The sequence below is a fragment of the Mycobacterium sp. DHQP2018-32-09 genome (genome assembly GCF_058148405.1).
Genome location: NZ_JBYVYK010000017.1, coordinates 73,239 through 98,008 on the forward strand (window position 1 = coordinate 73,239; position 24,770 = coordinate 98,008).

The following is a 24,770-nucleotide window of genomic DNA, read 5'->3' on the forward strand; positions in this document are numbered from 1 at the left end:
CGATGACACGCAGGAGGCAGCGATGGCTCAGGAGCAGACCAAGCGCGGTGGTGGCGGCGGTGACGACGACGACGTCACCGGTAACGCGGCAGCCGGCCAGGAGCGTCGCGAGAAGCTGACCGAGGACACCGACGACCTGCTCGACGAGATCGACGACGTCCTCGAGGAGAACGCCGAGGACTTCGTGCGCGCTTACGTGCAAAAGGGCGGCCAGTGACCTGGCAGAACCACGTCTCGCCTGCCCTTCCCTCCCTATCCGGCGCCTTCGCGGCGCCGTCGGCGACTCCCCACCCCGGGGTCAACCCGTCGTCGTTCACCGACTTCCTGCGCCATCAGGCACCGCACCTGCTGCCGGGTGCTGGGGGTGCTGGGGGCCCGGTGGGTCCGGCGCCCACTGACGCCGTCCCGCACGGCACCACCATCGTCGCGCTGAAGTATCCGGGCGGCGTGGTGATGGCCGGCGACCGCAGGGCCACGCAGGGCAACATGATCGCCAGCCGGGACGTGCAGAAGGTGTACGTCACCGACGACTACACGGCCACCGGGATCGCGGGTACCGCGGCCATCGCGGTGGAGTTCGCCCGCCTCTACGCCGTCGAGCTGGAGCACTACGAGAAGCTCGAGGGCGTGCCACTGACGTTCCCCGGCAAGGTGAACCGGCTGGCCACGATGGTGCGCGGCAACCTCGGTGCGGCGCTGCAGGGCTTCGTCGCCCTGCCGCTGCTGGTCGGGTTCGACCTCGACGACCCCAATCCCGAAGGCGCAGGCCGCATCGTGTCGTTCGACGCGGCCGGTGGCTGGAACGTCGAGGAGGAGGGCTACCAGTCGGTCGGGTCCGGCTCGATCTTCGCCAAGTCGTCGATGAAGAAGCTGTACGCGCGGGTCACCGACACCGAATCGGCGCTGCGCGTGGCCATCGAGGCGCTGTACGACGCGGCCGACGACGACTCGGCGACCGGCGGCCCGGACCTGGTCCGCGGCATCTACCCGACCGCGGTGTCGATCGGTGCCGACGGTGCGGAGGAGATCGCGCAGGAGCGCATCGCCGCGCTGGCGCGGGAGATCGTCGAGAGTCGTTCGCGGGCCGACACCTTCGGCCCCGACGACGAGCCGGGGAAGGTCGAGCCGTGAGCTTTCCGTATTTCATCTCGCCCGAACAGGCGATGCGAGAGCGCAGCGAGCTTGCGCGCAAGGGCATCTCGCGCGGCCGCAGCGTCATCGCACTGGCCTACGCCGACGGCGTGCTGTTCGTGGCCGAGAACCCGTCGCGATCTCTGCAGAAGGTCAGCGAACTGTACGACCGGGTGGGCTTCGCCGCCGTCGGTCGCTTCAACGAGTTCAACAACCTGCGCAGCGGCGGCATCCGGTTCGCCGACACGCAGGGTTACGCGTACTCGCGGCGCGACGTCACGGGTCGCCAGCTGGCCAACGTGTACGCCCAGACCCTGGGCACCATCTTCACCGAGCAGGCCAAGCCCTACGAGGTGGAGCTGTGCGTCGCCGAGGTCGCGCACTACGGTGAGTCGAAAGCCCCTGAGCTGTACCGCATCACGTACGACGGGTCGATCGCCGACGAGCCGCACTTCGTGGTGATGGGTGGCAGCACCGAACCCATCATCACCGCGCTCAACGAGTCCTACCGCGAGAACGCGTCGCTGGCCGAGGCCACCAAGGTCGCCGTCGACGCGTTGAGCGCGGGTGCCGGCACTGCGTCGGGAACCGGGGGAGAACCCCGCACGCTGGGTCCGGCCACGCTGGAGGTGGCCATCCTCGACGCCAACCGTCCCCGGCGGGCGTTCCGTCGCATCACCGGCGCCGCCCTCGAGGCCCTGGTGCCCCAGCCTGCGCCGGCCGACGACGCCGCGGACACTCCCGCCGAGAGTTAGCCGGCCACGCAGCGGAACCCGATGTGCGTCGTCGCGCTGTCCTGCGACTGCGACGAGCGGGCCGCCGGTCGGTAGCGGTGGCAGTATTCGGGTGCGCACAGGTGTGAGCCACCCTTGAGGGTCTGGTTCAGCGACGGGTCGCCGGTCGGCGACGGCGGCGGGCAGCACGGTGACGACGCGGCGTCGGGGCGGTGTCGCGACGCGTACGGCGTCGTCGTCCACTCCCAGGTGTTGCCGATCATGTCGACCAGGCCGAACCCGTTGGCAGGGAACGTGCCCACCGGTGACGTGCCCCGCCAGCCGAGTGCGCCGCGGTTGTCGTACGGGAAGTGGCCCTGCCACGTATTGGCCTGCAGCCGACCGCCGGGCGCCACGTCCTCACCCCAGGCGTAGGTGCTTGTCGCGCCTGCCCGCGCCGCGTACTCCCATTGCGCCTCGGTGGGCAGTCGACGCCCGGCCCAGGCTGCGTAGGCGGCGGCGTCGGGGTAGGCCACCTGCACCACCGGGTGGTCGCCGCGGTCGTCGATCGACGACCCGGGGCCGAACGGGTGCCGCCACGACGCGCCGGGCACCCAGGTCCACCACTGTCGCCAGTCGCGTAGGTCCACCGGCCCACTCGTCGGCCGGAACACCAGCGCGCCGGGGGCCAGGTCCGCGGCCGCCACCCCCGGGTAGGAGGCGGGATCCAGCGCGCGTTCGGCCACCGTGACGTGACCGGTGGCCGCGACGAATTCGCCGTACTGGCGGTTGGTCACCGGGTGACGTTCGATGGCGAAACCGGCCACGGTCACCTCGTGCACCGGGGATTCCTCGGGATAGAAGTCCCGAGACCCCATGGCGAACGTCCCACCCGGTAGGTCGACCAGTTCGGTGAGCATGCCACCAGGCTATGCAAGGTCCCGGCGGGTCGGCGGGGCATCGGCCGGGTCGGCACCGTCTCGGCGGGTGTGAATACACCGTGGTGCCGCACCCCGTAAGCTCGATTCCGTGCAGCGGCGAATCATGGGCATTGAGACCGAATTCGGTGTGACGTGCACGTTCCACGGCCACCGCCGACTCTCGCCCGACGAGGTGGCGCGGTACCTGTTCCGGCGGGTGGTGTCGTGGGGCCGCAGTTCCAACGTGTTCCTTCGCAACGGTGCCCGGCTGTACCTGGACGTGGGCAGCCACCCGGAGTACGCCACCGCCGAATGCGACAGCCTCACCCAGCTGGTGACGCACGACCGTGCCGGCGAACGCGTCCTCGAGGACCTGCTGATCGATGCCGAGCAGCGGTTGGCCGACGAGGGCATCGGCGGCGACATCTACCTGTTCAAGAACAACACCGACTCGGCGGGCAACTCCTACGGTTGCCACGAGAACTACCTGATCGTGCGGGCCGGCGAGTTCTCGCGGATCTCCGACGTGCTGCTGCCGTTCCTGGTGACGCGCCAGTTGATCTGCGGTGCGGGCAAGGTGCTGCAAACGCCGAAGGCCGCGACCTTCTGCCTGTCGCAGCGCGCCGAGCACATCTGGGAGGGCGTCTCCAGCGCCACCACCCGCAGCAGACCCATCATCAACACCCGCGACGAGCCGCACGCCGACGCCGAGAAGTACCGGCGCCTGCACGTCATCGTCGGCGACTCGAACATGTGCGAGACCACCACGATGCTCAAGGTGGGCACCGCCGCGCTGGTGCTGGAGATGATCGAGGCGGGCGTACCGTTCCGGGACTTCTCGCTGGACAACCCCATCCGCGCCATTCGCGAGGTCAGTCACGACCTCACCGGCCGGCGCCCCGTCCGGCTCGCGGGCGGCAGGCAGGCCAGCGCGCTCGACATCCAGCGTGAGTACCACGGCCGCGCCGTGGAGCACCTGCAGACCCGCGAACCCGATCCGCAGATCGCCCAGGTCGTCGACCTGTGGGGGCGCCAGCTCGACGCGGTCGAGAGCCAGGACTTCGCGAAGGTCGACACCGAGATCGACTGGGTGATCAAGCGCAAGCTGTTCCAGCGCTACCAGGATCGATACGACATGGAGCTGTCCGATCCGAAGATCGCCCAACTGGACCTGGCCTACCACGACATCAAGCGTGGGCGCGGCGTGTTCGACCTGCTGCAGCGCAAGGGACTGGCGGCACGCGTCACCACCGACGAGGAGATCGAGGCCGCCGTCAACGAGCCCCCGCAGACCACGCGGGCCAAGCTGCGCGGCGAGTTCATCAGCGCGGCGCAGGCCGCCGGTCGTGACTTCACGGTCGACTGGGTGCACCTCAAGCTCAACGACCAGGCCCAGCGCACCGTGCTGTGCAAGGACCCGTTCCGGTCGGTCGACGAGCGGGTGAAGCGGCTCATCGCCAGCATGTAGTCGACCCGCCGCGCGCCGGCACCCCGCTGCGCAGATGGCGGCCCGGCTCGGCATTAAGGTTCTAGCGTGGCGGTTTCCAAAGTCGAACGGTTGATGAACCTGGTCATCGCGCTGCTGTCCACGCACGGCTACATCACCGCAGAACGCATCCGCAACACCGTCTACGGCTACGGCGACAGCCCCAGTGACGACGCGTTCGCCCGGATGTTCGAGCGGGACAAGAACGAGCTGCGCGACCTGGGCATCCCGCTGGAGACCGGCCGCGCGTCGTCCATGGACCCCACCGAGGGGTACCGGATCAACCGCAAGGCCTACGCGCTGCCGCAGGTCGAACTCACCGCCGACGAGGCGGCCGCCGTGGCGATCGCCACGCAGCTGTGGGAGTCACCCGAACTGGTCACGGCCACCCAGGGCGCGTTGCTGAAGCTGCGCGCCGCGGGGGTCGACGTCGACGCGCCCGACAACGACGTGATGATCAGCAACGCGGCCGCCATGCCGGGGCTGCGCGGATCCGAGGAGGTGCTCGGCACGCTGCTGGCCGCCATCGACGCCGGTCAGGCGGTCCGCTTCCCGCATCGCTCGCAACGCACCGACCCGTTCACGACGCGCACCGTCGAACCGTGGGGCGTCGTCACCTATCGCGGTCGCTGGTATCTGGTGGGTCACGACCGCGACCGCGACGACACGCGCACGTTCCGGTTGTCGCGCATCGGCTCGCAGGTCGAGGCCTTCGGGCCGCGCCGTGCCGTACGTCGCCCGGACGGTGTCGACCTGCGCCAGATCGTGCATCGCGCGGTGGCCGAGTGGCCCCCGACGGCGCAGGCACGCGTCTGGGTGGCGGAGGGGCGCGCCACGGCGTTGCGCCGCGCCGCGACCGCGATGGCCACCCGCACCCTCGGTGGCCGCACGGGCGACGAACTCGCGGTGGACATCGGCATGCACGACCGGCTGGCGCGCGAGATCGCCGGTTACGGCGCCGATGCGGTGGTGCTGGACCCGCCGTCGCTGCGCGACGACGTCATCGCGCGGTTGCGGGCCCAGGCCGGCGTCCGCACCCCGGAGGGGGCGACCCATGAGTAGCGTGTCGACGCGCCTGGTCCGGCTGCTGAACATGGTGCCGTACTTCCAGGCCAATCCGCGGATCACCTACGAGGAGGCGGCGCTCGATCTGGGCGTCACCGTCACCCAGTTGCGCGACGACCTGCAGCAGCTGTTCCTGTGCGGGTTGCCCGGGTACGGCCCCGGCGACCTGATCGACTTCGAGATGGACGGCACCACCATCGAGGTGACGTTCTCGGCGGGCATGGACCATCCGCTGCGGCTGACGTCACCGGAGGCCACCGGCATCCTGGTGGCGCTGCGCGCCCTGCTGGAGGTGCCGGGCATGGTCGACCCCGCCGCGGCACGTAGCGCGATCGCGAAGATCGAGTCGGCCGCGGGCACCGCCACCGGTGACGCGGAGGACGCGGCGAGCGCGTCCCGCGAGCCCGCGCCTGCCGAGAGCGCGGCGGTGGCCGCGGTGCGCGCGGCCGTCCGCGACGGCAGGGCTCTGACCATCGACTACTACTCGGCGTCCCACGACGCGTTGACCACGCGCACGGTCGATCCGATCCGCGTGGTGTTGGTGGGTGATCACGGCTACCTGGAGGCGTGGTGCCGGTCGGCCGAAGGGGTGCGGTTGTTCCGTTTCGACCGCATCGTGGACGCGCGGGTGCTCGACGAGCCGTCCGCGCCGCCGGAACCCGCGGTGCAGGCCGGCCCGGACACGTCGCTGTTCGACGGGGATCCGTCGTTGCCTGCGGCGACGCTGCTGGTCGAGCCGTCGGCGGGATGGATGTTCGACTACTACCCGCTGCAGGTGGTGCGCGAACTCGCCGACGGGGTGTGCGAGGCCACGATGACCTACGCCTCCGAGGCGTGGATGGCGCGGTTCGTGCTCGGTTTCGGTGCGGGAGTGCGGGTGCTGGAACCGCAGTCGCTGGTCGACCGGGTGCGGGACGCTGCGGTCGCCGCGCTGGCGGCCTACGAGGTCGGTGCCGCCGAGATCGGCGGGTAGACTCGGCGGCGACGACTGGAGGTGACCGAATTGGGTGGTCTGCAACCCTGGCACTGGGTGATCGTGATTGCAGTGTTCGTGCTGCTGTTCGGTGCCAAGAAACTCCCCGACGCCGCGCGCTCGCTCGGTAAGTCCATGCGCATCTTCAAGTCCGAGATCAAGGAGATGCAGGCGGACGGCAAGTCGGACTCGGCGGACGCCCCCGCGCCTGCCAAGCCGATCGCCTCGGAGCGGGTCGACACGACGCCCGCCACCGAGCAGGCGTCTCCCGACAAGCGCACGGCCTGACGCCAACACCATCGACGCGACCATCGCGGTCGCGTCGCTGACTGGCGTCCACTCTCGATCCCGTGGCCCTCCCCGGAATCCTCCTCAAACTCGATCCGCGGCGCCGTCGCGCCCGGGTCAACCCCGACGGGACGATGTCGCTCGTCGACCACCTCGCGGAACTGCGCAATCGACTGCTGATCTCGGCGGCGGCCGTCGTGCTCACCACCATCGTCGGCTTCTTCTGGTACACGCACGGCATGTTCGGCACGCCCAGCCTGGGCGACTGGCTGCGCGGACCGTACTGTTCGCTGCCCGCGTCCGCGCGTGCCACCATCGCACCCGACGGCGCGTGCCGCCTGCTCGCGACGGCGCCCTTCGATCAGTTCATGCTGCGGTTGAAGGTGTCGCTCACCGCGGGGGTCGTGCTCGCCTGCCCGGTGTGGCTCTACCAGATCTGGGCGTTCATCACCCCCGGCCTCTACAAGAAGGAACGCCGGTTCGCGTCGGTGTTCGTGGGGTTCGGCGCGGTGCTGTTCGTGACGGGCGCCGTGCTGGCCTACGTGGTGCTCTCGCAAGCGTTGGCGTTCCTGCTGACCGTCGGCAGCGACGTGCAGATCACCGCGCTGTCGGGCGACCAATACTTCGGCTTCCTCATCAACCTGCTGCTGGTGTTCGGCATCAGCTTCGAGTTCCCGCTGCTCATCATCATGCTGAACCTCGTCGGCATGCTGACCTACGAGCGTCTGCGGGCGTGGCGTCGCGGGCTCATCTTCGGGTTGTTCGTGTTCGCCGCGTTCGCCACGCCGGGCTCCGATCCGTTCTCGATGCTCGCGTTGGCGTGCGCGCTGAGCCTGCTGCTGGAATTGGCCATCCAGGTGGCCCGCTTCAACGACCGCCGGCGGGCCCGCCGGGCGGCGCTCGAGGACGTGCCCGACGACGAGGCCGCCCCCATCGGTGCGCCCGCGCCCGTCGAAGCGCCCACCGAGGTGCCCGCCCCCTCCCGGCTGACGGTCGATGACCAAGCCACCTGACCCGGCCACCCCCGCCGCGCCCGACGAGCTGAGTCGTTTCGTCGCGGAACTGCCCTTCGCGCTCGACGACTTCCAGATCACCGCGTGCCGCGCGCTGGAGAACGGGCACGGCGTGCTCGTCTGCGCGCCGACGGGTGCGGGCAAGACCGTGGTCGGCGAGTTCGCCGTGCACCTCGCGCTGGCCGCGGGCCGAAAGTGTTTCTACACCACGCCCATCAAGGCCTTGAGCAATCAGAAGCACGCCGACCTGGTGCGCCGCTACGGCGCCGAACGCATCGGCCTGCTCACCGGCGACCAGTCCGTCAACGGTGACGCGGACGTGGTGGTGATGACCACCGAGGTGCTGCGCAACATGCTGTACGCGAACTCGGCGGCGCTGTACGGGCTGTCGCACGTGGTGATGGACGAGGTGCACTTCCTGGCCGACCGCATGCGCGGCGCGGTGTGGGAGGAGGTCATCCTGCACCTGCCCGACGACGTGCGGCTGGTCAGCCTGTCGGCGACGGTCAGCAACGCCGAGGAGTTCGGCGGCTGGATCCAGACGGTCCGCGGCGACACTACGGTCGTGGTCGACGAACACCGTCCCGTGCCGCTGTGGCAGCACATGATGGTGGGCAAGCGGCTGTTCGACCTGTTCGACGGTGGCCAGCACGGGACGGGCAAACCGCGCGTCGACCCGGAGTTGTTGCGTCACATCGCGTTGCGCCGCGAGGCCGACCGGCTCACCGATTGGCCGCCGCCGCGGGGCCGGGGCAGGCGTGACGGCGGTGGCCGCCCCGGGTTCTACCGCCCACCGGCGCGTCCGGACGTCATCGGGATCCTGGACCGCGAGGGACTGCTGCCCGCCATCACGTTCGTCTTCTCCCGCGCGGGATGCGACGCCGCCGTCAAGCAATGTCTCCGTTCGCCGTTGCGCCTCACCACCGACGAGGAGCGCACCCGGATCGCCGCCATCGTCGACCGCCGCTGCGCCGACCTCGCGGAGGCCGACCTGGTGGTGCTGGGCTACCACGAATGGCGCGAGGGGCTGCTGCGCGGCATCGCCGCCCACCATGCGGGCATGCTGCCGGTGTTCCGGCACACCGTCGAGGAACTGTTCACGGCCGGGTTGGTGCGGGCCGTGTTCGCTACCGAGACACTGGCACTGGGCATCAACATGCCCGCCCGTACCGTCGTGCTGGAGCGGCTGGTCAAGTACAACGGGGAGCAGCACGCCCCGCTGACGCCGGGGGAGTACACCCAGCTCACGGGGCGCGCGGGGCGACGTGGCATCGACGTCGAGGGTCACGCCGTGGTGCTGTGGCAGGCGGGCGACGCCAGCGTCGACCCCGCCGACGTCGCGGGCCTGGCCTCGACGCGCACGTTCCCGCTGCGGAGTTCCTTCTCGCCGTCGTACAACATGACCATCAACCTGCTGGGGCACATGGGACCCCAGCAGGCGCGCAGCCTGCTGGAGCGGTCGTTCGCCCAGTATCAGGCCGACCGCTCGGTCGTCGGCCTGGTGCGCGGCGTGCAGCGTGGCGAACGCATGCTCGCCGAGATCGCGACCGAACTCGGCGACCGCGCCGAGCTGGTCCTGGAGTACGCCCGGCTGCGGGCGGCCATCTCCACCCGCGAGCGCGCCCAGTCGCGGGCGTCACGCGTGCAGCGGCGCAAGGCCACCTCCGATGCGTTGGCGGCACTGCGCCGCGGGGACATCATCACGATCGGTCACGGCAGGCGCAGCGGCGTGGCCGTGGTGTTGGAACCCGCCGGCGACCCCGACGATCCCCGTCCCCTCGTGCTCACCGAGGAACGTTGGGCGGGAAGGATTTCGGCAGCCGACTACACGGGTCCGTCCGCCAAGCTGGGCACGATGACGTTGCCCAGGCGCGTCGAACACCGTCAGCCCAAGGTGCGCCGCGACCTGGCGTCGGCGTTGCGCACCGCCGCCGCCGAACTCGAGTTGCCGTCGCGTCGGTCGCGGCGCGGGGCCGACGCCGAACCGGACATCGATCCCGAACTGGTGGCGCTGCGCGCCGAATTGCGGGACCACCCGGTGCAGCACGCCGCGGACCGCGAGGATGCGATGCGCGTGGCCGAACGCTACCTGCGCATCGAGCGCGACAACGCCGAGACGCAGCGCAAGGTCGCGTCGGCCACCAACTCGCTGGCGCGCACGTTCGACCGCATCGTCGCCCTGCTCGCCGAACGGGGGTTCATCGAGCAGGCCTGGGGCGCCCCCGACGCGACCCCAGTCGGGACCCAGGATCCGCGCGTGACCGACCCGCGCGTCACCGACGATGGCCGGCTGCTGGCCCGCATCTACAGCGAGAGCGACCTGCTGGTCGCCGAATGCCTGCGCCAGGGCACCTGGGCGGGTCTGAAGCCGGCGGAGTTGGCGGCGGTGCTGTCCTCGGTGCTCTACGAGTCGCGTGGCGACACGCCCGGCAGCGCACCAAGTCTGGAGTGGGCGAGCGCCCCGCTGCGTCAGGCGCTGGCCCAGACCCGGCGGACGTGCGGCGCCATCCGGGCCGACGAGCAGCGCCATCGGCTGGCGCCGAGCCGCGAGACCGATGCCGGGTTCGTCGCCGCCATCCACCGCTGGGCCACCACCGGTGACCTCTCGTCGGCGCTGGAGGCATCCGACGTCTACGGCACCGGGTCTCCGCTGTCGGCGGGGGATTTCGTCCGGTGGTGCCGGCAGGTGCTGGACCTGCTGGACCAGGTGCGCAACGCCGCTCCGGAATCGAGCCTGCGGACGGCCGCGAAACGCGCCATCGTCGACATTCGGCGCGGCGTCGTGGCTGTTGACGCAGGGTAGTGTGTTGCCAACGCACCCGAGTGGAGTGGGAACCGGCGAGCCAGCACCGAGGAGAGACGATGAGCGGACCGCAGGGATCTGATCCGACGCAACAGCAGTGGTCGGGTCAGCAGTCGCCGCAGGGCGACCAGTCGGCCTGGCAGCAACCCGCGTCCGACCAGGGGCAGGCCCAGCCCGCCGGTGAGACCCCCGCGTGGGGTCAGCAGCCGCCCGCCTACGGTGCCCAGTCCGAGCAGTACGGCCAGCAAGCCGATCAGCATCAGCAGCCGACGGCTTACGGCCCCACCGCCTATCAGCAGCCGCAGCCCGACGCCTACGCCCAGCAGTACGGTCAGCCCCAGTACGGCCAGCCCCAGTACGGCCAACCGCAATATGGGCAGCCCCCCTACGGCCAACCGCAGTACGGGCAGCCCCCGTATGGCCAACCGCAGTACGGCCAGCAGCCGCAGTACGGCGCCTACGGTCAACCGACCCAGCAGTACGGCCAGCCCGACCAGCAGCAGTACCCGCAGTACGCGGCGCCGGGCGCGAGCCCGTCGACGTCGAAGGGCTCCTCCAAGCTGGTGCTGGGCATCGTGGGCGGCGTCGTCGCCGTCATCGTGATCGCCGTGCTGGTCATGGGCTTCTTCGCGCCCGGCTGGTTCGTGTCCAAGCAACTCGACGTCAACGCCGCCCAGCAGGGCGTCGCCCAGGTGCTCGGTGACGAGACCAACGGTTATGGCGCCAAGAACGTTTCGGGCGTCACGTGCAACAACGGTGCCAATCCCGAGGTGAAGAAGGGCAGCACGTTCACGTGCGACGTGAGCATCGACGGCACCAAGCGGCAGGTCACCGTGACGTTCCAGGACGACGACGGCACCTACGAGGTGGGCAGGCCCAAGTAGGGCTGCGCCGTCTCAGGGCAGGTCGTCGAGGGCCTGCTGGAGTCGGCCCACCGACGACGTGACCCCGTACCGGGAGGCCAGTTCGGCCACCCGCCGGGGGTCGCGCGCGGCCAGCGGCAGCTCGTCGGTCGCAGTCGACAGCGTCACCGGGGCGTCGCGTGCGACGCGGACCACCGGCTCCGCCCGGCGCACGTAATCTGCCGCGGCCAGGAGCTTCTTGCGTTGCGCGGCAGCCAGTTTCGATGCCGGATCGTGCGCCGCGGCGACGATGTCGGCCAGCGAACCGTACTGGCCCAGCAGGGTGGCCGCGGTCTTCTCGCCGATGCCGGCCACCCCGGGCAGCCCGTCGGAGGGGTCGCCGCGCAGCAACGCCAGTTCGGCGTAGGCCGCCCCGGCGCGGTGGAGGGGCACACCGTAGGTCTCGGCGACCTCGGCCGGGCCGTAGCGGACCGCCTTGGACAACCCCCGCCCGATGTAGAACACCCGCACCGGCACGTGCTCGTCGCCGACGAGCTGCAGCAGATCCCGGTCTCCGCTGACCACCACCACCGGATCGGTGCGCTCCTGGGTGGCCAGCGTGCCCAGCACGTCGTCGGCCTCGTAGCCGGGCGCCCCCGCGGTGGCGATGCCGTACGCGTCCAGCAGCGCCATGATCACGTCGACCTGCGGGGTCAGGTCGTCGGGAACCTCCTCGACGTCGGGGGCGTCCGGGCCGCGCTCGGTCTCGACGCGGTGGGCCTTGTAGGAGGGGATGGCGTCGACGCGCCACTGTGGTCGCCAATCCAGGTCGAGGCACACCACCAGTCGTCGCGGCCGCTCTCGGGTGACGAGGGTGGCCACGGTGTCGAGGAAGCCGCGAACGGCGTTGACCGGTGTGCCGTCCGGCGCGGTGATCGACGAGGGCACGCCGAAGAACGAGCGGAACCACATGCTCGCGCCGTCGAGAAGTAGCACGGGTCGGTCTTGGTCGGGCATCGAACCTCCGTCTGGGTGGGCGGCCCCGCTGGCCTGTCCCGCTAGCCTATTGCCATGGACAGCCCTCGATTCGGCAGTGACGTGTATGCGAACCGGCTGCGGTCGGCGGCCGAGGCCGCGGCGGCGGCCGGGCTGACGGGTTTGGTGATCACGCCCGGCTACGACCTGCGCTATCTGGTGGGTTCGCGCGCGGAGACGTTCGAAAGGCTCACCGCCCTCGTCATTCCCGCCGCCGGCGCCCCGACGGTAGTGGTGCCCCGCATGGAACTGGCGGCGCTGCGCGAGTCGGCCGTCCCCGATCTCGGCGTGGCGGTTCGGGATTGGGTCGACGGGCAGGACCCGTACCGGATGGTGGCCGACGCGCTGGCCGGTGCGTCGTCGGGCACGTTCGCGGTGACCGACGCCATGCCTGCGCTGCACCTGCTGCCGCTGGCCGAGGTGCTGGGGGTGACGCCGGTGTTGGCCACCGACGTGCTGCGCACGCTGCGGATGATCAAGGATCCCGCGGAGATCGACGCGCTGCGTCGGGCGGGCGCGGCGATCGACCGCGTGCACGCGCGGGTTCCCGGCTTCCTCGCACCGGGCCGCACCGAGGCCGAGGTCGCCGCCGACATCGCCAATGCCATTGTCGAGGAGGGGCATTCGGAGGCGGCGTTCGTCATCGTGGGCTCCGGCCCCAACGGTGCCGACCCGCACCACGAGTGCTCGGACCGGGTGTTGTGCGAGGGCGACGTGGTGGTGGTCGACATCGGCGGTCCCTGGGAACCCGGATACCACTCGGACTCCACCCGCACCTACAGCATCGGCGTGCCGTCGGCCGACGTGGCCCGCGACTACGCGGTGCTGCAGCGGGCGCAGCGCGCCGCGGTCGCCGCGGTGCGGCCCGGCGTCACCGCCGAGCAGATCGATGCGGCCGCGCGCAACGTGCTGGCCGCCGAAGGTCTCGCCGACGCGTTCGTGCACCGCACGGGACACGGCATCGGGCTCTCGGTGCACGAGGAGCCCTACATCGTGGCGGGCAACGATCTTGCGTTGCAGCCGGGCATGGCGTTCAGCGTGGAGCCAGGCATCTACTTTCCGGGCTCGTGGGGGGCGCGCATCGAGGACATCGTCGTGGTGACCGCCGAGGGTGCCGTGTCGGTCAACGACCGGCCGCACGAGCTGGTCGTGGTGCCCACCGCAGGCCACGAAGTGGCGCGCTAGCTGGTCCGCCAGACGGGGCCGGTGAACTTCTCGCCGGGGCCCTGCCCCGGTTCGTCGGGGTAGGCGCTGGCGTCGCGGAAGGCGAGCTGCAGCTCGCGCAGGCCGTCGCGGACGGGGCCGGCGTGCGGTCCGAGGTATTCGGCGGAGGCCTTGATCAGCCCGGCGAGCGCGGTGATCAGGCGGCGGGCCTCGTCGAGGTCGCGGTGGGGGCTGTCCTCGGGGTCGTCGGCCGCGAGCCCGAGCTTCTCGGCGGCGGCGCTCATCAGCATCAGTGCGGCCCGCGAGATGACCTCGACGGCGGGGATCTCGGCCAGCTCGCGCGTGGGCAGGTCGGCGAGTTCGGGATCATCGGTCATGCCTGCTAGACTTTCACGCGCGACCGTCCCGGCTCCGACCGGGACAGCAAGTGGAGTCCCGCTCCCACCGTAGGTCACGGCGTCACCTCGATGCCGAACGAGACCTCACGGTCCGGTCACCGACATCCTTCGGGATGGACGTTCCTGCACGTGGTGCAGGCGGCTTCGGCCGCGACCGGTCGGCGTTCGGGCCCTGCCATCCAGCAGGGCCCGCCCCATGTGATGGGGGAGCCGACGTTGTGGGTACTCCTCGAGGACTACATAGGAGGCCCCATCAGCACTGAGACACGCATCAACGAGCGCATTCGCGTACCTGAAGTTCGCCTGATCGGACCAGGTGGTGAGCAGGTAGGCATCGTGCGCATCGAAGATGCTCTCCGCGTCGCCGCGGACGCCGATCTCGATCTCGTCGAAGTCGCACCCGACGCCAAGCCGCCGGTGTGCAAGATCATGGACTACGGCAAGTTCAAGTACGAGACGGCCCAGAAGGCGCGTGAGTCTCGCAAGAACCAGCAGCAGACCGTCGTCAAGGAACAGAAGCTCCGTCCCAAGATCGACCCGCACGATTACGAGACCAAGAAGGGTCACGTCATCCGCTTCCTGGAGGCCGGGTCCAAGGTCAAGGTGACGATCATGTTCCGTGGCCGCGAGCAGTCGCGGCCCGAACTGGGTTTCCGACTCCTGCAACGCCTGGGCGCCGACGTGGCCGAGTACGGCTTCATCGAGACGTCCGCGAAGCAGGACGGCCGCAACATGACGATGGTGCTGGCCCCGCATCGCGGCGCGAAGACTCGCGCCAAGGCGGCGCACGATGCCGACGCTCCGGCCGCGCAGCGAGCGAGCGCCCCGGCCGACGCGCAGCAGCAACCACCGACGACCTGATCAACCAGCAGAACTAGAGGACGACATGCCCAAGGCCAAGACCCACAGCGGCGCTTCGAAGCGGTTCCGGAAGACCGGCACCGGCAAGATCGTGCGCGAGAAGGCCAACAAGCGCCACCTGCTCGAGCACAAGGCGAGCAAGCGCACGCGCCGCATCAGCGGCCGCACCACCGTGGCGGCCAACGACGCTCCCCGCATCAGCAGGATGCTGAACGGCTAACTGGCCGGCTTCGACTTCCGGCCGTCTGCGGCCACTGACCTGACCGAACGAGAATAGGAACACCCATGGCACGCGTGAAGCGCGCACTCAACGCCCAGAAGAAGCGTCGTACAGTCCTCAAGGCCTCGAAGGGCTACCGCGGCCAGCGCTCGCGGCTCTACCGCAAGGCCAAGGAACAGCAGCTGCACTCCTTGACCTACGCGTACCGCGACCGTCGCGCCCGCAAGGGTGAGTTCCGCAAGTTGTGGATCTCGCGCATCAACGCCGCGGCCCGTGCGAACGACATCACCTACAACCGCCTGATCCAGGGCCTCAAGGCCGCCGGTGTCGAGGTGGACCGCAAGAACCTGGCCGAGATCGCCGTGAGCGATCCGGCCGCGTTCACCGCGTTGGTCGAGGTGGCCCGCACGGCGCTGCCGGAGGACGTCAACGCCCCGTCGGGCGAAGCCGCCTGACGGCCCTCACCGAACGCTCCAATCGGGTAGCTGCGGCGCTCAAGCTGCAGCGGCCCGCAGGACGTCGCCACGCCGCACGCTTTCTCGCCGAAGGTCCCAACCTCGTCGAGTCGGCGCTGCGGCGTGGTCTCGTCGAGGAGGTCTTCGCCACCGCGGACGCAGCGCAGCGCTTCGACTCACTGCTCGCCGACGCGCCGGTGCACGAGGTCACCGAGCGGGCGGCGAAGGCGCTGTCCGACACGGTGACGCCCACGGGGCTGATCGCCGTCTGCCGGATGCCGGACGCAGCGCTCGCGGACCTGCTGACCGCGCCCAGCCTGGTGGCCGTCGCCGTGGACACGTCCGATCCGGGAAATGCCGGCACGTTGATCCGGTTGGCCGATGCCATGGGCGCCGACGGGTTCGTGCTCGCCGGCAACTCCGTGGACCCCTACAACGCGAAGTGTCTGCGAGCCTCGGCGGGCAGCTTCTTCTCCGTGCCGGTGGTATCGGTGCCCGACACGCAGGGATTGATCACGGAGCTGGTCCACGCCGGTCTGGTGGTGATGGCGGCGACGTTGGACGGCGAGGTGTCGTTGCCCGATCTGAACCTCGACGTGCCGACGGCCTGGTTGTTCGGCTCGGAGGCACACGGCTTGCCCGCCGAGGTCGCCGACGCCGCCGACGTGCGCGTGCGCATCCCGATGACCGGTGGCGCGGAGAGCCTGAACGTGGCGTCCGCCGCGGCCATCTGCCTGTACCAGAGTTCGCGCGCCACCCGCTGAACGGCGGGGTCAGGGACCCTTCCGGCCTGGCCAGGTGCGCGGGAGCGGGTGTGCAGGCGCCGCCATCCGTTGACGATCGCCGTCATGGCGAGGCCGCCTGCGGCGGGTGGTGCTCGGGTGCCCACGGGTCGTCGATGGTGGGTCCGGTGCGTCCGTCACCGGGTGGGTCGGCGGTTGCCTCGCTCATTTCCCTGGTGCCGTCGGATGGCGATTCGCTTGCCGCGCAATCAGTTTCCTCGCCGCCCGGTGGTGGGTGGAGTCGTTCGGGGTGGTGGTAGGTGTTCACCCGGGTTTGGCCGCGGTCCAGTAGTGGGGGCGGTAGCCATTCGACCTCGTGGCGGGCGTTCATCCGGGTGGTCCAGCCGCCGGTCGTGCCGACCAGCCGATTGTCACTGCCGCACGCCAGGGCGTTGTCGTTGACGTTGGTGTTGCCACCGGCGGCGAAGTCCTTCTTGGCGTGGTGCACTTGGCAGCCGTACGCCCCGACGGTGCAGCCGGGTTTGGTGCAGCCCCCGTCGCGGGTGATCAGGGCGAGGCGTTGCACGACGGTGGCGGTGCGGCGGGTCTGGAACAGGTCGAGGACCTTGCCGGTGGCGTCGTCGAACAGGGTCAGGAATCCCGTGGTGGTGGATTGGGCGGCCAGCTGCAGGATCTCGCGGCGCGTCAGCACGGTGCCGCCGCCGGTCACCCCGACGCCGGCGCGCGATTCCAGATCGGCGAGGGTGGTGCGGATCAGGATCGCCGTGGGAATCCCGTTGAGCCGGCCCAGTTCACCCTTGGCCAGGGCCGTGCGGTGGAGGAACGCCAACGCGTCGTGGCGACGCTGGGCCAGCGTGCGGTCATCGGCGTCGATCTGCGCTTGGCTCGGTGTCCCCGACGTACAGGGCTCATCGTCGGCGGGGGTTGCACATGCCTGGGGCGGCGAACTTCGCCAACAGGACTTCCAGGGCGGCCCAGGCCGCGGCGGTCATCACCACGTTCACCGCGACGGTGCCATCGGCCCCCTGCCTGCCGACGGTCACGCCGCGACGCCGCCCCGTCCTCGTCGGTCGGCGGCGGCCCATCCTGATCGAGCAGATACAGCGCCCGCGTGAGATCGGCGGCCAACTGATGCGGCGCCATCGACATCGCGGCCCGCGCCCAGGCGACCTCCAACCCCGACCGCTGCATCGGGTCGACGTGGGTGGGGATCTTGGCGACGGCGTCGCGGATCACGGTCACGTGGTCGGCGTTGATCACCTCGTGCGACACCGCGATCGCGGTGGCGGGCAGCGTAGGTGGCATCGGCTGTCCGGTCAGGGATCGTCGGGGCCCGAGGTCGGCGGCCACGGCGACGCGGCGTTTGGCTTCCCTGGGGTGCAGGTTGAGCCGGGTCTGCAACGCGTCGGCGAGACTCTTGGCCCCCAACTGCGCTGGCGGGGTGTCGGCGTCCAGAGCGTTGATCAGGCGGTGTTCGAGCGCGGGGATGCGGCAGCGGTGGGTTTCCAGGTCGGCGAGGAGTTCCACCCGCTCGGCGGCGTCGAGTGATTCGAGGTCGCAGGAAGTCAGCGCGTCGACGGCGGCGCGCAACGCTGCCACCGCCTCTGGCACCGCCCCGCCCACGATCCCCGCCCGCATGCTTCGAACATACATTCGAGGTCTGACATGTCCGCCGTCTCGCTTGCGGGATGGCGTCGATGGCTTCCACGGTCGTCAACACCGCGGGTCCGCGACCCCGGGGAATCGACACGACGGCGCCCCCACTCTCGGGGCCGTGGGGTGGGGGCTTCACGTCGAGGGACCGACTTCTGGTCCGCACCCGTCGGATGGGCGATCTAGGCGGGCCATGATTGCCGTGCCACCCAGGGTTCGCAGATGCCGCGGCTCACCCCCCGTTGGGCAGGCCCCTCAGGCCAGCAGCCCCCTGGCGACGTGGGTGATCTGCACCTCGTTGCTGCCGGCATAGATCATCAGCGACTTTGCGTCGCGCGCCAGCTGTTCGACGCGGTATTCCGTCATGTAGCCGTTCCCGCCGAACAACTGCACGGCCTCCATCGCGACGTCGGTCGCCGCCTGCGAGCAGTACCACTTGATGGCCGATGCCTCGGCGAGCGAGATGGCGACGCCATTCTGAGCGGCCTCTATGACGCGAAACAGCATGTTGCGCACGTTCATTCGTGCCACCTCCATCGTCGCCAGCTTCAGCTGGATCAGCTGGAACTGGCCGATGTTCTGCCCCCACAGGGTGCGGGACTTCGCGTAGTCCACCGACAGCCGCAGGCATTCCTCGATGACCCCGAGCGCCATGGCGGCGACGCCGATCCGCTCGGCGGAGAAGTTCGACCGGGCACTGTCGCGGCCGTCGGTGTTCTGCTCGCTCTCGCCGAGCAGGCGGTCGCGGCCGAGGCGGACGTCGGTGAAGAACAGCTCGCCGGTTCGCGAGCTGTGAATCCCCATCTTGCGCAAGGGTTTCGACTGCACGAAACCGTCCATGCCCCGGTCGAGCACGAACGTCAGCACCTTGCGGGCCCGTCTGTCGGTGCCGTCGCCCTCGTCGAGCTTGGCGTAGACGACGGTCACGTCGGCGTCGGGTCCGTTGGTGATGAACGTCTTCTGGCCGTTGAGCACGTAGCCGTCGCCATCCCGGACCACGGTCGACGTCATGCCGCCGAAGGCGTCCGATCCCGAGTCGGGTTCGGTGATCGCCCACGCGCCCACCTTCTCGTAGGTGACCAACTCGGGCAGCCACCGCTCCTGCTGGGCCAGCGTGCCCTTGGCCGCGATCGTGGGCACCGTCAGGCCGAGGCTGACGCCCATGCCCGTGACCACCCCCATGCTGACCCGGCACAGCTCGCTGATCAGCACGAAACCCATGCCCGCCTGTTCGGTCCCGCCGCCCAGCATGCCGCCCGACGACCCGCCGGTGTCGCCGGCGCGCATCTTGGTCAGCCGACGCTCCAGTGACTCCCTGGCCATGGCGTCGATTCCGAACGTGGCGAACAACTTTCGGATGATCGGGTAGGGGGCCATGTCGCCGCTCTCGAGGTCGTCGACGTGGGGCCGCACCTCCTTGTCGACGAAGTCGCGGACGGCATCGCGGACGGCGAGATCCACCTCGGACCATTCGAGCATCGATCACGCCGCCTTTCGTGGGGTCCCGCCGCCTCGGCGTGCTCCGAAACCAAGGTGGAACCGCCACGATATTCCTGACAACGGTCGTTGTCCACGATCGCCGTCGACGAAGCGCCGTGCCGGCCTAGACATCCCGCGACGAGCAGTACGGCCGCGTCCCGGGAAGGTCTGCCGAGGCGGCGTCGCGGCGGCCCAGGCTGCGTGCCGAGCGTCGGATGGCCCACACCATCACCAGCAGCGCCAGCGCCGTCAGCGGGTAACCCATCGCCACCCGCGCCACCGCCAGCCATCCGGTGGCGTCGGCGTCGTAGAGCCAGTTCTGCACCACGAACCGCGTCGCCGACACCACCGCCAGCGCGCCCGTGGCGACGTCGTACGCGCGCACCGAGGTTCGGTCCGTGCGCCATGCTCCGCCGCGGCCGTTGAGCAGGTTCCACGCGACACCGACGAGCGGTCGCCGCGCCAGCACCGAGGCCATGCAGGCCACGGCCAGGAACAGGCTGGTCCAGATGCCCACCAGGAAGTAGTCCTTGGCGTCGCCGGTCTGGTAGGCGATCAGGGCGCCGACGGCTACCCCGAGCAATCCGGACAGGGCCGGTTGCAACGATTCTCGGCGCAGCAGGCGCAGTGCGGCGATGACGGCGGCGCTGCCGACCGCCACCGCCACCGCGGCGTGCAGGCCCGCGACCGCGTCGGCGGCGACGAAGACCATGCTGGGCACGCTGGCCTGGACCAGGCCGGCGACACCGCCGACGCGCTGCAGGACGCCGGCGCCGGCGCTCACGCACGCCCGCCGAGGTGGCGCGCGAGGAACTCGGTGATGGCGCGCCACATCGTGATGTTGTTCTCGGGGTTCACCGCACCGTGGCCCTCGTCGTGCTGGATCAGGTACTCCACCTCGACGCCGCGGTCGCGCAGCGCGCCCACCAGATTGTCGGACTCGGCCTGGACGACGCGGACGTCGTTGGCACCTTGGACGACCATCAGCGGTGTCGTGATCTGGTCGACCTTGGTGATGGGGGAGCGCGCCATCATGTCGGCCAGCTGCACCGGGTCGTCGGGGTCGCCGACGTAGGCGTGCCAGTTGTTGGCCAGGTGTGGGCGCGCGATCTGGGGCAGGGTGCGCATGAAGTTCGCCAGGTCGGAGATGCCCACGTAGTCGACGGCGGCGGCGAACAGATCCGGGGTGAACGTGACCCCGACCAGCGCCGCATAGCCGCCGTAGGATCCGCCGAGGATCCCCAGGCGGTCGGGGTCGGCCAGGCCCCGATCCACCGCCCACTGCACGGCGTCGACCAGATCGTCGTGCATCTTGCCGGCGAACTCGCCGATGGCCGCCTTCAGGAACGACTTGCCGAAGCCGAGCGATCCGCGGAAGTTGACCTGCAGCACCGCGTAACCGCGGTTGGCCAGCAGTTGCGTCCCGCCGTCCCAGCCCCAGCCGTCGCGGTACCACGGCCCGCCGTGCACCACGAGGACCAGCGGCAGATTGCGGGGTTCGACGCCGACCGGAAGCGTCAGGTAGGAGTGCAGTGCCAGGCCGTCGCGCGAGGTGATGGTCACCGGTTGCATGGGCGCCAACTGGGTGGGATCGAGGTGCGGGAGCGGCCGGAACAACGTCCGGGACGTTCCGGTGGCGTGGTCGTAGAGGTGGGTCACGCCGGGATCGCGGTCGTGGGTGAAACCGACCACCCAGCGGCTGCCGGTGAGGTCCGAGGTGAGGCTGCTCAGGTCGCCGTCGGAGAGTTCCTGCACCGCGGCCAGGACGCTCGCGAAGTCGTCGTCGAGGGCATGGATCACCTGGCGTGCACCCAGGTAGCGCACCCCGAGCAAGTCGCCGGTGCGGCGGTCCAGGATCAGGGGCGACGGGAGGACGGGGCTGACGATCGCGCGGGGATCGAGGTCGTATTCGGGGTGGTCGTCGACCTCGCTCTCCTCGCCCGTGGTCAGGTCCAGGCGGACCAGGCGGGTGCGGTCGGTGCCGCGGTTGGATCCCAGCCACAGTCCCTTGCCGTCGGGAGTGAGCACCGTCGGGTAGAGGCCCATTGGATGATCGGATCCGTCATAGGTCACGATCGGATTCGGCGTGGCCGTCTCGGCGTCCCAGCGCGACACGACGACGTCGCCGTCGTCGGTGAGCGACGTCGCGTAGAGCGTGCCGTCTTCGCTGCACAGCCACGACCCGATCTGGCCGGGGTTCTGGGCGAGCAGTGTCGTCTCGCCCGTGGCGACGTCGATCTCGAGGACGTCGAAGGCCTGGGGGTCGCGGTTGTTGGCCATCACGAACGCGCGGCCCCCGGTGATCTCGCGGATGGGGATCCCCATGGCGCCGGGGAACGGCGTCAGGTCGACCGCTGGGGCGTCGGGGTTCTCGAGGTCGACCCGCATGACGTGCCAATTCTCGTCACCACCGGTGTCCTGAAGGTAGATCATCCACCGGGGATCGTCGGTCCATTCGTAATGGTGCACGCTGCGGGTGGCGTCGGCGGTGACGCAGCGCGGTTCGCCCTCGGTGAGGTCGGCCGCCAGGTCGCTCACCCAGACGTTGAGGCGGTTCTGCCACGGGGCCAGGAAGGCGAGCTTGGTCCCGTCCGGGGAGAGGGTGGCGGCGGCGCGCACGGGCGGGTTGAAGAAGTCCTCCACCGAGATGGGGTCGGGGAGTGGCATGGGGTGTCCCTTCGTCGGTCGGCGCGTGCGGATCACGCGGGTGACACTTAGTGACATTCCAACCATGTCACTAAGTGACAGGCGCGTCAAGATCGAGGCTGTGAGCGACGTCCCACGCGGGCGTGGCGTCATTGCCGCTCGCCGCGCGGCGGACCTAGGGTGGCGTCGTGGATGTCGAGTCGTTCGAGGAACGATCCGACGGCGTGGAGCGCACCGACACCGGATACGGCGCCAACGGGCCGCTCGGGTGGCTTCGGGCGACCAACCACAGCCCCGACGTCATCGCTTTCCTGCGACGCGCCCGCCGTGCGCTGCCCGGCGATCCGGAATTCGGGGATCCGCTCTCGGCGGCCGGTGTCGGCGGCCCGCGGGCGGCCACGCGCGCCGCCGACCGCCTGCTCGACCGCGACGCCGCGTCCCGCGAGGTCAGCCTCGGCGCGCTGCAGGTGTGGCAGGCGATCACCGAGCGTGTCTCCGGCAAGCCCGCCAATGACGAGGTGACGTTGGTGTTCACCGACCTCGTCGGGTTCTCCGACTGGTCTCTGGCGGCCGGCGACGATGCGACGCTGCGACTGCTGCGCCGCGTCACCCAGAAGATGGAACCGCCCCTGCTGGCGGCGGGCGGACGCATCGTCAAGCGCATGGGCGACGGGTCGATGGCGGTCTTCGGCGAACCGGGAACCGCGGTCGCGGCGGTGGTGCACGCGCTCGACGCGGTCAAGGGCGTCGAGGTCGAGGGATACCGGCCGCGGGTGCGGGTGGGGGTGCACACCGGGCGGCCGCAGCGCATCGGGTCCGACTGGCTGGGCGTCGACGTCAACATCGCGGCCAGGGTGATGGAACGCGCGACGCGCGGCGGTCTGGTGATCTCCCAGGCGACCCTCGACGGGCTGCCCGACGGGAAACTCGAGGCCCTCGGCGTGGTCGCGAAGAGGGTCCGCAAGCCCCTGTTCGCCCCACGGATCTCCGGCGTGCCCGACGATCTCGCCATGTACTGGTTGAAGACTCGCAGGGATCTGCCAGCCGACGAACCGCAGGGCGCCGTGACTCCCGGTGCATAGTTGAGCAATGGTCCACCTCGCCGTCTCGCGACTGCTGCGGGTGCGGGTGACCCTGATCTACGGCTCGATCCTGGCCGCCGTCGCCGCGGCACTGGCAACGCTCGACCCCGACGTGCAGGAGCGCGTGTTCGAGCACGCCAGCACGAACCTGCACAATCTGGCCCGCGGACGCGTGGGCACCCTGTTCGGGAGCGCGTTCGTCGTCGACGCCGGCCCGCTGTTGCTGTGGCTGCCGGGACTGCTGTGCTTGCTCGGACTCGCCGAGCTGGTCTGGGGAAGCCGACGGCTGGTGGTCGCGTTCGCCGTCGGTCACGTGGGCGCCACGCTGCTGGTGGCGGTCGGACTGGTCGCCGCCGTCGAGCGCGGGTGGGCGCGTGCCGACGTGGCCCGGGCGGTCGACGTCGGCACCAGCTACGGCGCCGCCGCGGTCCTCGGCGTGCTGACGGCCGCCATTCCGCCGTCCTGGCGACCGCTGTGGGTGGGGTGGTGGCTGGGTGTCGAGGGCAGCGTCGTGGCCACCAGCAGCGATTTCACCGACGCCGGCCACGGGCTGGCGCTACTGCTCGGGATGACGCTGGCCCTGCGCTTCGGCACGCCTGCCGCGTGGACGCCGTGGCGCTGGGCGCTGCTCGCGGTGGCGTCGTGGTTCGGCTTCCTCATGCTGGTCGGCACGCCGGAGACCGCCGGGATGGTCACGCTGTGCGGCGTGTTCGGCGCGGGTGCGGCGTGGCTTGCCACCCGCAGCGCGCTACACCACCGCGGCGTGCGCGCGTTTCGCGTCGACGCGCACGACGGTGCGCACCGCGACGGCATCGCCGAACATCGCGGCTAGCGTGCCGGCCACGTCGTCGGCCGCCGCCGCGGCGTAGGTGAGGCCGTGCCGCGCGGGCACCGTCACCGTCAGTGTCACGGTGGGCGCGCCGTGCTCGACGGTGGCGACCCCGCTGGCCTTCACGACCGCCGGTCGGGTGCGCAGCGCCGCCGCGGCGGCCGCCGCCGCGGCCGTGACGTCCGCGGTGGCGGTGAACTCGGTGGTGGCCAGCGCGATGCGCCGAGCGCGCGGGGCGCGACGATGCGCGAGCAGCCACCGCAGACCCACCAGGATCAGCAGGATGCCGCCGACGGCGGCCGCCCACGGCCACCAGGCGGCGTGCACGCCGGCGGTGAGCACGCAGCGCAGCGGCCTGCCGCCTCCGATACGCCCGGCGCACCACGCCACCGTCAGCGCCGCGCCCGCGAGCAGGCCCAAGCCCGCCACGGCGGCCATCAGACGGTCGATGCCGACCGCAAGCCTGGTCACGCGCGCTCCGCGGGGCGCGCGCGGACCGTGATGGCGGGAACGCGGTGCAGCGCAGCCAGTTCCGTCGCCACGACCGCTTCGATGCGCTGCCGCAGGCCGGCGTCGCCCGTGGTGACGGTGCATCGGACCACGAGCCGCCTGGACGACGCCGTCGCGCGCGCGTCGAGGACCCCGGGCACGTCGCGCGCCACGGTCGCCGCGATGGTCGCGACGTCCGCGCGTCTCAGGTAGACGGCCGACGCAGCGGTCACGGGCACCGCGACACGCCTGCGGGGCGCCACCGCGACGCCTAGCAACGCCACCCCCAGCACCGCCGCGAACACGGCCGCCGCGGGCATCCATCCGGACGGGGTCAGGCCGTCGACGGCGTCGGCAGCCGCCGGGACCCACGGCGTGCCGCCGATCCAGCCGGCGGCGATGGCGGCGTCGCGCACGCCGACCACCCCGAGTGCGACGAGGCCCAGCGCCAAGGCGGCGCCGACGCGAGCGGCGGCGGCCGG

25 protein-coding genes and 1 pseudogene are annotated in these 24,770 nt (G+C 70.6%); 17 read left to right on the forward strand and 9 right to left on the reverse strand.

Going from position 1 to position 24,770, the window contains the following annotated elements:
• The first annotated feature begins 22 nt into the window (after nt 1–22).
• The 3 genes from AC30CM_RS10770 to prcA are packed head-to-tail and all read left to right on the forward strand — an operon-like array spanning nt 23 to nt 1,886.
• Nucleotides 23–217: a ubiquitin-like protein Pup gene (locus AC30CM_RS10770; RefSeq protein ID WP_490116850.1), complete on the forward strand. Its 195-nt coding sequence runs from the start codon at nt 23–25 to the stop codon at nt 215–217.
• Nucleotides 214–1,131, forward strand: coding sequence for a proteasome subunit beta (gene prcB / locus AC30CM_RS10775; RefSeq protein WP_490116851.1), 918 nt, complete (start codon nt 214–216; stop codon nt 1,129–1,131). The genes AC30CM_RS10770 and prcB overlap by 4 nt, the downstream gene beginning before the upstream one ends.
• The gene (gene prcA, locus AC30CM_RS10780; RefSeq protein ID WP_490116852.1) at nt 1,128–1,886 is read left to right on the forward strand and encodes a proteasome subunit alpha; all 759 of its coding nucleotides are present in this window, start codon (nt 1,128–1,130) and stop codon (nt 1,884–1,886) included. The genes prcB and prcA overlap by 4 nt, the downstream gene beginning before the upstream one ends.
• Here the strand turns inward: prcA and AC30CM_RS10785 are convergent.
• Nucleotides 1,883–2,764, reverse strand: a complete 882-nt coding sequence (locus tag AC30CM_RS10785; protein WP_490116853.1) for a formylglycine-generating enzyme family protein — start codon at nt 2,762–2,764, stop codon at nt 1,883–1,885. The two genes, prcA and AC30CM_RS10785, sit on opposite strands and share 4 nt — an antisense overlap.
• Before the next feature lie 109 nt (nt 2,765–2,873).
• Here AC30CM_RS10785 and pafA point away from each other — a divergent pair, with 109 nt between their 5' ends.
• The 7 genes from pafA to AC30CM_RS10820 all read left to right on the forward strand — a co-directional run bounded on the left by pafA (nt 2,874) and on the right by AC30CM_RS10820 (nt 11,276).
• Nucleotides 2,874–4,232, forward strand: coding sequence for a Pup--protein ligase (gene pafA / locus AC30CM_RS10790; RefSeq protein WP_490116854.1), 1,359 nt, complete (start codon nt 2,874–2,876; stop codon nt 4,230–4,232).
• Between the two features lie 66 nt (nt 4,233–4,298).
• Nucleotides 4,299–5,312, forward strand: coding sequence for a helix-turn-helix transcriptional regulator (locus tag AC30CM_RS10795; protein WP_490116855.1), 1,014 nt, complete (start codon nt 4,299–4,301; stop codon nt 5,310–5,312).
• Nucleotides 5,305–6,288, forward strand: coding sequence for a helix-turn-helix transcriptional regulator (locus tag AC30CM_RS10800; protein ID WP_490116856.1), 984 nt, complete (start codon nt 5,305–5,307; stop codon nt 6,286–6,288). Before AC30CM_RS10795 ends, AC30CM_RS10800 begins: the two co-directional genes overlap by 8 nt.
• A gap of 30 nt (nt 6,289–6,318) precedes the next feature.
• The gene (tatA, locus tag AC30CM_RS10805; protein WP_490116879.1) at nt 6,319–6,576 is read left to right on the forward strand and encodes a Sec-independent protein translocase subunit TatA; all 258 of its coding nucleotides are present in this window, start codon (nt 6,319–6,321) and stop codon (nt 6,574–6,576) included.
• A 62-nt stretch (nt 6,577–6,638) separates the two neighbouring features.
• On the forward strand, nt 6,639–7,589 hold the full coding sequence (tatC, locus tag AC30CM_RS10810) for a twin-arginine translocase subunit TatC (RefSeq protein WP_490116857.1): 951 nt from the start codon (nt 6,639–6,641) through the stop codon (nt 7,587–7,589).
• Nucleotides 7,573–10,392: a DEAD/DEAH box helicase gene (locus AC30CM_RS10815; protein ID WP_490116858.1), complete on the forward strand. Its 2,820-nt coding sequence runs from the start codon at nt 7,573–7,575 to the stop codon at nt 10,390–10,392. Before tatC ends, AC30CM_RS10815 begins: the two co-directional genes overlap by 17 nt.
• A 59-nt stretch (nt 10,393–10,451) precedes the next feature.
• Nucleotides 10,452–11,276, forward strand: a complete 825-nt coding sequence (locus tag AC30CM_RS10820) for a DUF4333 domain-containing protein (RefSeq protein WP_490116859.1) — start codon at nt 10,452–10,454, stop codon at nt 11,274–11,276.
• 12 nt (nt 11,277–11,288) lie between these two features.
• Here AC30CM_RS10820 and AC30CM_RS10825 read toward each other — a convergent pair whose 3' ends face one another.
• Nucleotides 11,289–12,251: a 5'-3' exonuclease gene (locus tag AC30CM_RS10825; RefSeq protein WP_490116860.1), complete on the reverse strand. Its 963-nt coding sequence runs from the start codon at nt 12,249–12,251 to the stop codon at nt 11,289–11,291.
• Nucleotides 12,252–12,305: 54 nt separating this feature from the next.
• Here AC30CM_RS10825 and AC30CM_RS10830 point away from each other — a divergent pair, with 54 nt between their 5' ends.
• Complete coding sequence (locus AC30CM_RS10830) at nt 12,306–13,454, forward strand: M24 family metallopeptidase (protein WP_490116861.1); 1,149 nt, start codon at nt 12,306–12,308, stop codon at nt 13,452–13,454.
• Here the strand turns inward: AC30CM_RS10830 and AC30CM_RS10835 are convergent.
• Nucleotides 13,451–13,810, reverse strand: coding sequence for a DUF1844 domain-containing protein (locus AC30CM_RS10835; protein WP_490116862.1), 360 nt, complete (start codon nt 13,808–13,810; stop codon nt 13,451–13,453). The two genes, AC30CM_RS10830 and AC30CM_RS10835, sit on opposite strands and share 4 nt — an antisense overlap.
• A 273-nt stretch (nt 13,811–14,083) precedes the next feature.
• Here AC30CM_RS10835 and infC point away from each other — a divergent pair, with 273 nt between their 5' ends.
• From infC to AC30CM_RS10855, 4 genes are all read left to right on the forward strand, one after another.
• A complete protein-coding gene (infC, locus tag AC30CM_RS10840) occupies nt 14,084–14,692 on the forward strand; it encodes a translation initiation factor IF-3 (protein ID WP_490116880.1) in 609 nt (202 codons plus the stop codon).
• A gap of 25 nt (nt 14,693–14,717) precedes the next feature.
• Nucleotides 14,718–14,912, forward strand: a complete 195-nt coding sequence (rpmI, locus tag AC30CM_RS10845) for a 50S ribosomal protein L35 (protein WP_490116863.1) — start codon at nt 14,718–14,720, stop codon at nt 14,910–14,912.
• Nucleotides 14,913–14,977: 65 nt separating this feature from the next.
• The gene (rplT, locus tag AC30CM_RS10850) at nt 14,978–15,367 is read left to right on the forward strand and encodes a 50S ribosomal protein L20 (RefSeq protein WP_490116864.1); all 390 of its coding nucleotides are present in this window, start codon (nt 14,978–14,980) and stop codon (nt 15,365–15,367) included.
• Entirely contained in the window at nt 15,364–16,131 is a 768-nt protein-coding gene (locus tag AC30CM_RS10855; protein WP_490116881.1) for a TrmH family RNA methyltransferase, read from the forward strand. The genes rplT and AC30CM_RS10855 overlap by 4 nt, the downstream gene beginning before the upstream one ends.
• Before the next feature lie 82 nt (nt 16,132–16,213).
• On the opposite strand, the pseudogene AC30CM_RS10860 reads toward AC30CM_RS10855, so the two are convergent.
• The 4 genes and pseudogenes from AC30CM_RS10860 to AC30CM_RS10875 form a co-directional block, all read right to left on the reverse strand.
• Nucleotides 16,214–17,763 (reverse strand): annotated as a pseudogene (locus AC30CM_RS10860) (HNH endonuclease signature motif containing protein).
• 255 nt (nt 17,764–18,018) lie between these two features.
• Entirely contained in the window at nt 18,019–19,242 is a 1,224-nt protein-coding gene (locus tag AC30CM_RS10865; RefSeq protein WP_490116865.1) for an acyl-CoA dehydrogenase family protein, read from the reverse strand.
• Nucleotides 19,243–19,366: 124 nt separating this feature from the next.
• Nucleotides 19,367–20,026 carry a DUF3159 domain-containing protein gene (locus tag AC30CM_RS10870; RefSeq protein WP_490116866.1) on the reverse strand — a complete coding sequence of 220 codons (660 nt, stop codon included), beginning with the start codon at nt 20,024–20,026 and terminating at the stop codon, nt 19,367–19,369.
• Complete coding sequence (locus AC30CM_RS10875) at nt 20,023–21,909, reverse strand: S9 family peptidase (protein WP_490116867.1); 1,887 nt, start codon at nt 21,907–21,909, stop codon at nt 20,023–20,025. The genes AC30CM_RS10870 and AC30CM_RS10875 overlap by 4 nt, the downstream gene beginning before the upstream one ends.
• A gap of 167 nt (nt 21,910–22,076) precedes the next feature.
• Here AC30CM_RS10875 and AC30CM_RS10880 point away from each other — a divergent pair, with 167 nt between their 5' ends.
• Together AC30CM_RS10880 and AC30CM_RS10885 are read left to right on the forward strand one after the other, a co-directional pair.
• Entirely contained in the window at nt 22,077–22,970 is an 894-nt protein-coding gene (locus AC30CM_RS10880) for an adenylate/guanylate cyclase domain-containing protein (RefSeq protein WP_490116868.1), read from the forward strand.
• A gap of 7 nt (nt 22,971–22,977) precedes the next feature.
• A complete protein-coding gene (locus AC30CM_RS10885; protein ID WP_490116869.1) occupies nt 22,978–23,802 on the forward strand; it encodes a rhomboid-like protein in 825 nt (274 codons plus the stop codon).
• Here the strand turns inward: AC30CM_RS10885 and AC30CM_RS10890 are convergent.
• Entirely contained in the window at nt 23,719–24,270 is a 552-nt protein-coding gene (locus tag AC30CM_RS10890; RefSeq protein ID WP_490116870.1) for a hypothetical protein, read from the reverse strand. The two genes, AC30CM_RS10885 and AC30CM_RS10890, sit on opposite strands and share 84 nt — an antisense overlap.
• Nucleotides 24,267–24,770, reverse strand: a 504-nt coding sequence (locus tag AC30CM_RS10895) for a DUF6286 domain-containing protein (RefSeq protein WP_490116871.1), incomplete at its 5' end; no start/stop codon positions are given. The genes AC30CM_RS10890 and AC30CM_RS10895, both read right to left, overlap by 4 nt.

What these genes read in the sequence shown, in the direction of transcription:
- AC30CM_RS10825 (WP_490116860.1), bottom strand. Translation starts at nt 12,251, where the DNA reads ATGCCCGACCAAGACCGACCCGTGCTACTTCTCGACGGCGCGAGCATG.
- rplT (WP_490116864.1), top strand. Translation starts at nt 14,978, where the DNA reads ATGGCACGCGTGAAGCGCGCACTCAACGCCCAGAAGAAGCGTCGTACA.
- AC30CM_RS10815 (WP_490116858.1), top strand. Translation starts at nt 7,573, where the DNA reads ATGACCAAGCCACCTGACCCGGCCACCCCCGCCGCGCCCGACGAGCTG.
- AC30CM_RS10865 (WP_490116865.1), bottom strand. Translation starts at nt 19,242, where the DNA reads ATGCTCGAATGGTCCGAGGTGGATCTCGCCGTCCGCGATGCCGTCCGC.
- AC30CM_RS10835 (WP_490116862.1), bottom strand. Translation starts at nt 13,810, where the DNA reads ATGACCGATGATCCCGAACTCGCCGACCTGCCCACGCGCGAGCTGGCC.
- AC30CM_RS10885 (WP_490116869.1), top strand. Translation starts at nt 22,978, where the DNA reads ATGGTCCACCTCGCCGTCTCGCGACTGCTGCGGGTGCGGGTGACCCTG.
- AC30CM_RS10785 (WP_490116853.1), bottom strand. Translation starts at nt 2,764, where the DNA reads ATGCTCACCGAACTGGTCGACCTACCGGGTGGGACGTTCGCCATGGGG.
- AC30CM_RS10800 (WP_490116856.1), top strand. Translation starts at nt 5,305, where the DNA reads ATGAGTAGCGTGTCGACGCGCCTGGTCCGGCTGCTGAACATGGTGCCG.
- rpmI (WP_490116863.1), top strand. Translation starts at nt 14,718, where the DNA reads ATGCCCAAGGCCAAGACCCACAGCGGCGCTTCGAAGCGGTTCCGGAAG.
- AC30CM_RS10770 (WP_490116850.1), top strand. Translation starts at nt 23, where the DNA reads ATGGCTCAGGAGCAGACCAAGCGCGGTGGTGGCGGCGGTGACGACGAC.
- AC30CM_RS10820 (WP_490116859.1), top strand. Translation starts at nt 10,452, where the DNA reads ATGAGCGGACCGCAGGGATCTGATCCGACGCAACAGCAGTGGTCGGGT.
- AC30CM_RS10830 (WP_490116861.1), top strand. Translation starts at nt 12,306, where the DNA reads ATGGACAGCCCTCGATTCGGCAGTGACGTGTATGCGAACCGGCTGCGG.
- AC30CM_RS10875 (WP_490116867.1), bottom strand. Translation starts at nt 21,909, where the DNA reads ATGCCACTCCCCGACCCCATCTCGGTGGAGGACTTCTTCAACCCGCCC.